Here is a 778-nt window from a genome sequence, read left to right on the forward strand (position 1 = left end):
GTGTCATTGACCATAATAAAGACATAATAATAGGATCATATTTCAATAAAACCAACTCAAAAAAAGGATTTTTAAAGAACATTGTTAGTAGTAGCTATTTGGGGTGTGGTCTTGCTTTTAAGCGCTCTATTTATGATTGCTTTATGCCTATTCCATTAAATTTGATGATGTATCATGATTGGTGGATTGGTTTTATTGCAGATATAAAATTCAGAGTTTTCTTTGATCCCAAACCTACCTTTTTATATCGTCGTCATCCAAATGCAGTATCTAGTACTGTCAATCCGAATGGATCTCACAGAGCAATGTATATAAAGATCGCATCCAGAGTACAGCTCGTGTACAAGGCTCTAAGCAGAATCATAAGGAGGCATTATGGTGTTTAAGATTTTTTGGATCTTTAGGGGGCTATTTTACAAAATTTTTTTTGGTAGATTTTTATTACCATCATATATAGGTAAGCCGATATATATCGGCGGTTTCAGAAGTATATATATCGGTAAGAATGTACGTATTTTCCCTAATGCAAGAATGGAAGCTATTGGAGAGAATGGTAGGATTTCAATTGGAAATAATGTGGCGATTGCTCAAAACGTACACATTACTTCAGCAAGGAATTTGAATATTGGCAATAATTCAACAATTCTTCAAAATGTTATGATAACAAACATTGATCATGAGTATACCAAGATTGGCCAGCATATATTAGAACAGCCCCACGTAATTAGTCCTACTGATATAGGAGAGAACTGCTTTATTGGGTTTGGTGCTGTAATCC

General features: G+C 34.2%; 2 protein-coding genes. Both read left to right on the forward strand.

The genetic code is table 11. The features are described 5' to 3' along the window. On the forward strand, window positions 1-386 hold a 386-nt coding region (locus tag LG30_RS22695), incomplete at its 5' end, for a glycosyltransferase family protein (RefSeq protein WP_238566398.1). Further along, on the forward strand, window positions 376-778 hold a 403-nt coding region (locus LG30_RS21980; RefSeq protein WP_152599108.1), incomplete at its 3' end, for an acyltransferase. The genes LG30_RS22695 and LG30_RS21980, both read left to right, overlap by 11 nt.

The sequence above is a fragment of the Aeromonas aquatica genome, assembly GCF_000764655.1.
Taxonomy (GTDB): Bacteria; Pseudomonadota; Gammaproteobacteria; order Enterobacterales; family Aeromonadaceae; genus Aeromonas; species Aeromonas aquatica.